Raw genomic sequence first — 6,000 nt, 5'->3', positions numbered from 1 at the left:
GGCGGGTGCCGGTCCCGGAGGCCGGTCTCAGACGGAGATCAGATCGCAGACGAAGATCAGCGTTTCGCCCGGCTTGATCCGGCCGCCGCCGGCGCCCCGGTCGCCGTAACCGAGGTGCGGCGGAATGATCAGCTGTCGGCGGCCGCCGACCTTCATGCCCTGCAGGCCCTGGTCCCAGCCGGGGATGACCTGGCCCACGCCGAGCTGGATCCGCAGCGGGGTGCCGCGGTTGTAGCTCGCGTCGAACTCCTCGCCGGTGCTGAAGGACACGCCCACATAGTGCACGGCGATGTTGTCACCGGCCTTGGCCGCGGGGCCGTCGCCCTCCCAGATGTCCTTGATCTCCAGGTCGGCCGGCGGCTCGCCGCCCGGGAAGTCCACCTCGGGCTTCTCGATGCTCACTAAATTGCTCCTTGTGACGTTGTGGGCAACCCGCACAGGCTACAGAATCGCCAGGATGTCCACGGAGAACACCAGCGTGGAGTTGGCGGGGATGCCCTTCTGGGCCGTCTTCCCGTAGCCCAGGTCCGGGGGTACGACGATCATCACCCGGCTGCCCACCTTCTTGCCGGTCAGCCCCTGCGACCAGCCCTTGACGACCTGCTGGAGCGAGAACTGGGCGAGCTGACCGCGCTTGTAGGTGGAGTCGAACTCCTTGCCGCCGTCCCACAGCACGCCCTTGTACTGGACGAGCAGGGCGTCGGTCTTCTTGACCGCCTTGCCGTCGCCCTCGATGACGTACTCCGAGACCAGCTTCTTCGGCGCGGACTTCTTGGGGATGGTGATGGTGGGGGCCTTGCCGTCGGTGTTGGCGGACACCTTCGGCAGATCGGCGTCGGTCTGCTCCACCTTGCGGCCCTTGGCCGAGCTCTTGGCATCGTAGGCGTTCACGATGTCGACGACGAAGACCAGCGTGTCGGTGCCCTTGATACCGGCCTGCGGCTGGCCCTGCTTGCCGTAGGCGTACGCGGGCGGGACGGCCAGCTCCAGCCGGCTGCCGACATGCCGGCCCAGCAGCCCCTGGTCCCAGCCCGGGAGGACCTGGCCCTGGCCCACCGGGAAGGCGGCGGTCTTCTTCTTGTCGAAGGTGTTGTCGATGACCTTCCCGGTGTCCCAGATCTGCGCCAGATAGTTGATCTGGAGCCAGTCGCCCTTGACCGTCTTCCTGCCGTTTCCCTGGCTGATCGTCTTGACCGCGAGATCGCTCGACGGCTTCCCCGTGCCCTTGGCGACCTTCGGTTTCTCACCGAACTTCTTACCAGCGGTAATGGCCGGCACCGGCCCGGAGACGATCTTGCCGCTGGGGGCCGGTGAGGGACTCTGGCTCGTGGGCTCCGGGGACGGCTTGCTCTTGGCGGACCCTGATTTTTCGTCACCGCAGCCCGCGAGCGTGAGCAGGCTCGCGGGCACGGCAAGGAGTACGGAGCGTCGGCGCACGGAGTCCTCGTTAGGTAGATCTTGCGATGGCCAGTGCGCGCCACTCTACGACGTGGCGCGGGCCCCGTCCGGAGAACGCACGGGGCCCGCGGCCAAGGTAAGCCGTACGCCGGTCACATACCGGCGATGAGTTTCTCCACCCGGTCGTCGACCGAACGGAACGGGTCCTTGCACAGCACGGTGCGCTGTGCCTGGTCATTGAGCTTCAGATGCACCCAGTCGACGGTGAAGTCGCGGCGCTGCTCCTGGGCCCGGCGGATGAAGTCGCCGCGCAGCCGGGCGCGGGTGGTCTGCGGTGGCACCGACTTGCCCTCGAAGATTTTCACGTCGTTGCAGACCCGGGCCGCCTGGCCGCGCTTCTCCAGCAGGTAGTACAGCCCGCGGCGGCGGTGGATGTCGTGGTAGGCGAGGTCTATCTGGGCGATCCGCGGATGCGACATGGTGATGTTGTTCTTGGCCCGGTACCGCTCGATGAGCTTGTACTTCATCACCCAGTCGATCTCGGTGCCGATCCGGTCGAGCTCCTCGGTGCGGATCGCTTCCAGGGTGCGGCCCCACAGTTCCAGGACGCGCTCGACCATGCCGGTGCGGATGCCACGGCGCTCGCAGAAGTCGACGGCCTTCTCGTAGTACTCCTGCTGCACCTCCAGGGCGGACGCCTCGCGCCCGCTGGCGAGCCGCACCTTGCGCTGCCCGGTGATGTCATGGCTGACCTCGCGGATGGCCCGGATGGGGTTCTCCAGGGTCAGGTCGCGCATCACCGTGCCCGCCTCGATCATGCGGAGCACCAGGTCGGTGGCGCCGACCTTGAGCAGCATGGTGGTCTCGGACATGTTGGAGTCGCCCACGATGACGTGCAGCCGGCGGTAGCGCTCCGCGTCGGCGTGCGGTTCGTCGCGGGTGTTGATGATCGGCCGGGAGCGGGTCGTCGCGGAGCTGACGCCCTCCCAGATGTGCTCGGCGCGCTGGCTGACGCAGTAGACCGCACCGCGCGGGGTCTGGAGGACCTTGCCCGCGCCGCACAGCAGCTGCCGCGTCACCAGGAACGGAATGAGAATGTCGGCGAGCCGGGAGAACTCCCCGTGCCGCGCCACCAGATAGTTCTCGTGGCAACCGTAGGAGTTGCCCGCGGAGTCGGTGTTGTTCTTGAACAGATAGACGTCGCCCGCGATTCCCTCCTCGTGCAGGCGGCGCTCCGCGTCCACGAGCAGACCCTCGAGAATGCGCTCGCCGGCCTTGTCGTGCGTGACCAGCTCGGTCACGTTGTCGCACTCGGGGGTTGCGTATTCCGGGTGCGAGCCCACGTCGAGATAGAGGCGGGCGCCGTTGCGCAGGAAGACATTGCTGCTGCGGCCCCAGGAGACGACACGGCGGAAGAGGTACCGCGCCACTTCGTCAGGAGACAACCGGCGCTGTCCCCTGAATGTGCACGTGACGCCGTACTCGTTCTCCAGCCCGAAAATGCGGCGGTCCATGCCTGAACATTACGCCTGATGGCGTGGTCTGAAACCGGGTTCGACGGCATGGTTGCGATCATTTTCCGCACAGGGTTCATCCGGTGTTCGCCGTTCGGTCGGCCGCGGGGCCGGGCGCGGGCCGTCCAGGAGGAACCGCTGGGCGGTCAGCAGCACCGCCAGCGCGGCCGCTCCACCGGCCGCCGGCACCGCGAATCCGGACACCGCCCCGCCGAACTGGACCGCGGGCCCCGCCACGGCGGTGCCGACCGCGTTGCCCACCACGAAGGTGGTCACCAGCCAGGAGAACGCCTCGGTGACCGTGCCGGACGGCGCGTGGCGGTCCACCACGACGAACGCGCAGGCCAGCGCCGGGGCCAGGAACACGCCCGCCACCCCCGCCAGCACGGTCATCAGGGCCACGCCCGGCACCAGCACGAGCGGCAGATAGCCGAGCGCCAGCGCGGCCACCAGCAGCCGCAGCCGCCGTTCGGGCGCGCCGGGCCGGCTACGGGCCCCGTAGACGATGCCGCCGGCCAGCGCGCCCGCGCCGAGGGCGGACAGCAGCGCGCTGGAGACCATGCCGCCGCCGTGCTCGTCGGCGTACGCCACCGAGGCCACCGCGATCGCGCCGAGGGCGAGCCCGATGAAGAAGAACGAGCCGAGCAGCACCAGCAGGCCGGGCGAACGCAGCGCGCCCAGCCAGTGCGCCTCGCGCGGTGCGGAGCGCCACCGCCGGGAGGGCGGCGAGACGACGACGGACAGCGCGCCGACGACCCCGACGGCGTTGATGACCAGCAGCGCGGCCGCCTCGGACCATACGGCCACCACGAGGGTGACCAGCAGCGGGCCGACGGAGAACATCACCTCCTGGGCCACGGCGTCCAGCGCGTAGGCCGCGTGCACCTGGTCCTCGTGCCGCAGCACCGAGGGCCACAGCGCCCGCAGCCCGCCTTCCAGCGGCGGGGTGAACAGACCGGCGATGAGCATCGCGGCGTACGCCACGGGCAGCGGATCCAGCCCGACGACGGCGAACAGGACCATGCCCAGCGCGGAGGCCACGGCGGCGGGGAGCATCACCCGCGGCTGCCCGAAGCGGTCCACGGCCCGGCCCAGCAGCGGCTGGCCCACCGCGTTGGCCGCGCCGTAGACGGCCGACAGCGCCCCGGCGAGGGCGTAGCTGCCGCCCTCGGCGCGGGCGAAGAGCAGTACCGCGAGGGCGGCGGTGGCGTTCGGGAGCCGTCCCAGGAGCGTGCCGACGAGCAGCCGTGCCGCATGCCGGGTGCGCAGCAGTTCCCCGTAGCCAGCCGCCATTGCCTGCCCCTTCCTGCGGATTCCTGTGGTGGTCGCGGTTCGTCCCGGGTTGTCGCGGGTCGGGTGCGACGTTGTACGTATAACCGTCGGCGTCATACGTACCATGGCCGCCACCGCGGGTCCACTCGCGGGCCGGAATCGAGCAGCCGGGGGCGACGGACCCGGCGGCGGAGGGAGCGGAAGGCGGATGGTGGCGAGCGCGGGCCGCGCCCGCCCGGCGGACAGACCCGCCGGGAAGGGTGCCCCGGGGTCCGGCCGGACGGGTGAGCCCGCGCGGCGCGAGGGCCCGGACGGTGCCGGAGCGGCTCCGGGCCGCCCGGTGGCGGGCCGGGTGACGAGCCGGGACGTGGCGCGGGCGGCGGGCGTGTCTCAGGCCACCGTGTCCCTGGTGCTCGGGGACAAGTGGCCCGGACGGGTCTCCGAGCGCACCGCCGAGACCGTGCGCGCCGCCGCCCGCGATCTGGGCTACCGCCCCAATCTCGCGGCCCGCAGCCTCCGCCTGGGCCGCACCAGGACCGTGCTGCTGGTGGTGCCCGCCCTGACCACCGAGTTCTTCGCCCGCGTCTACACCGGCGCCGAGCGGGTCGCCGCCGACCACGGCTTCGGCGTGGTGCTCTATCCGTCGCCCGAGGGCGTGGGCCCGGCCCGGGACCCGTTCGACTCGGCACGCGCCTCGCTCGACGGGGTGATCGCCTCCTCCATGGCGGCCGACGCGCTGACCCTGGTGCGCGTCGGCGGCCTGCCGCTGGTGATGCTCGACAGCGACCCGGACGACGCCGCGGCGGCGGCCACGGTCAACCTCGACATCGCGGACGGGGCGCGGCAGACGGCGGGGCATCTGCTGGCCCTCGGACACCGCCGGGTGGCCCATCTCGCGGCGGCGGTGGACTCCTGGACCTTCCACGTCCGCGCCCGGGCCCTGGCCGAGGCGGTGGCCGGGGTCCCGGGCGCCGCCTTGTGCACGGAACCCGCGGGGCTGAGCGTCGAGGAGGGCCGCCGGGCCGCCGAGCGCGTCCTCGCCCGCCCCGGCCGCCGGCCGACCGCCCTGTTCTGCGACGACGACATCCTGGCCGCGGGCGCCTGCAAGGCGGCCCGGCGGCTGGGGCTGCGGGTCCCGGACGACGTCTCGGTGACCGGTTTCGACGACCTGGCCCTGGCCACGGCGGTGGAACCGGAGCTGACCACGGTCCGGCTGCCCGCGGAGGCGGTGGGAGCGGCCGGTATGCGGGCCCTGATGACGCTCCTGGAGGGCAGCACTCCCCAGGACACCGTGCTGCCCGTCGAACTGGTCCCCAGGGGCTCCACGGCCCCGCCCCCACGGAACTGACCGGCCCGGGGGCCACCGCCGCGCTCAGCGGGACCCGCCCCGCGGCCCGCTACGGACGCGCCCGCGGGACCGGCACGCCTTCCGGCCGCCGCCCCACGCACCACACCGCGCCGCCGGGAGCGCCCCGACCCCGGCCGGCCCGGGCCGGGCGTGGACCAGAACGCCCACGCCCCCACACGCACCGACCGCGCTGCCAAACCCCCACCACCCACACAGCACGACGCCCCGGAGCCACCTGCAGCATGACCGGGACACCGGCCGCCACACCGCACCACCGAGAGCGCCCCGACCCCGGCCAGCCCCGGCCCCCAGCGTGAGCCAGAACGCCCACACCTCCACACCCACCATGAGGAGCCCACGCCACCCCTGCGTCGCCGGGGCCCGGACGTGAGCGGCTCGTTCCAGGGCGCGGCGCTCAGCCCGTGCGGGGCCTGCACGGATCCAAAACGCCCACCGCCGCCCCGGTGG

5 protein-coding genes are annotated in these 6,000 nt (G+C 72.1%); 1 reads left to right on the top strand and 4 read right to left on the bottom strand.

Going from position 1 to position 6,000, the window contains the following annotated elements; all coding sequences use genetic code 11:
* Window positions 1-27: 27 nt before the first annotated feature.
* From AXW62_RS04325 to AXW62_RS04310, 4 genes are all read right to left on the bottom strand, one after another.
* Window positions 28-402 (bottom strand): FKBP-type peptidyl-prolyl cis-trans isomerase, encoded by a 375-nt coding sequence (locus AXW62_RS04325; protein WP_060943308.1) that lies wholly within the window; start codon window positions 400-402, stop codon window positions 28-30.
* A 39-nt stretch (window positions 403-441) separates the two neighbouring features.
* A complete protein-coding gene (locus AXW62_RS04320; protein WP_030839244.1) occupies window positions 442-1,437 on the bottom strand; it encodes an FKBP-type peptidyl-prolyl cis-trans isomerase in 996 nt (331 codons plus the stop codon).
* A 113-nt stretch (window positions 1,438-1,550) separates the two neighbouring features.
* On the bottom strand, window positions 1,551-2,912 hold the full coding sequence (gene pafA, locus AXW62_RS04315) for a Pup--protein ligase (RefSeq protein ID WP_030839241.1): 1,362 nt from the start codon (window positions 2,910-2,912) through the stop codon (window positions 1,551-1,553).
* A gap of 9 nt (window positions 2,913-2,921) precedes the next feature.
* The gene (locus tag AXW62_RS04310; protein ID WP_060943307.1) at window positions 2,922-4,205 is read right to left on the bottom strand and encodes an MFS transporter; all 1,284 of its coding nucleotides are present in this window, start codon (window positions 4,203-4,205) and stop codon (window positions 2,922-2,924) included.
* 346 nt (window positions 4,206-4,551) lie between these two features.
* Between AXW62_RS04310 and AXW62_RS04305 the strand changes: the two genes are divergently transcribed.
* Window positions 4,552-5,532: a LacI family DNA-binding transcriptional regulator gene (locus AXW62_RS04305; RefSeq protein WP_107406220.1), complete on the top strand. Its 981-nt coding sequence runs from the start codon at window positions 4,552-4,554 to the stop codon at window positions 5,530-5,532.
* The last annotated feature ends 468 nt before the right edge of the window (window positions 5,533-6,000 follow it).

The organism is Streptomyces hygroscopicus subsp. hygroscopicus, from assembly GCF_001553455.1.
Taxonomy (GTDB): domain Bacteria; phylum Actinomycetota; class Actinomycetes; order Streptomycetales; family Streptomycetaceae; genus Streptomyces; species Streptomyces hygroscopicus.
Note: the sequence above shows the minus strand (reverse complement) of the source record. Positions and strands in the feature narration are given on the sequence as shown.

Bases quoted from the DNA above. Each gene is read 5' to 3' on its own strand.
- pafA (WP_030839241.1), bottom strand. From the start codon at position 2,912: ATGGACCGCCGCATTTTCGGGCTGGAGAACGAGTACGGCGTCACGTGC.
- AXW62_RS04310 (WP_060943307.1), bottom strand. From the start codon at position 4,205: ATGGCGGCTGGCTACGGGGAACTGCTGCGCACCCGGCATGCGGCACGG.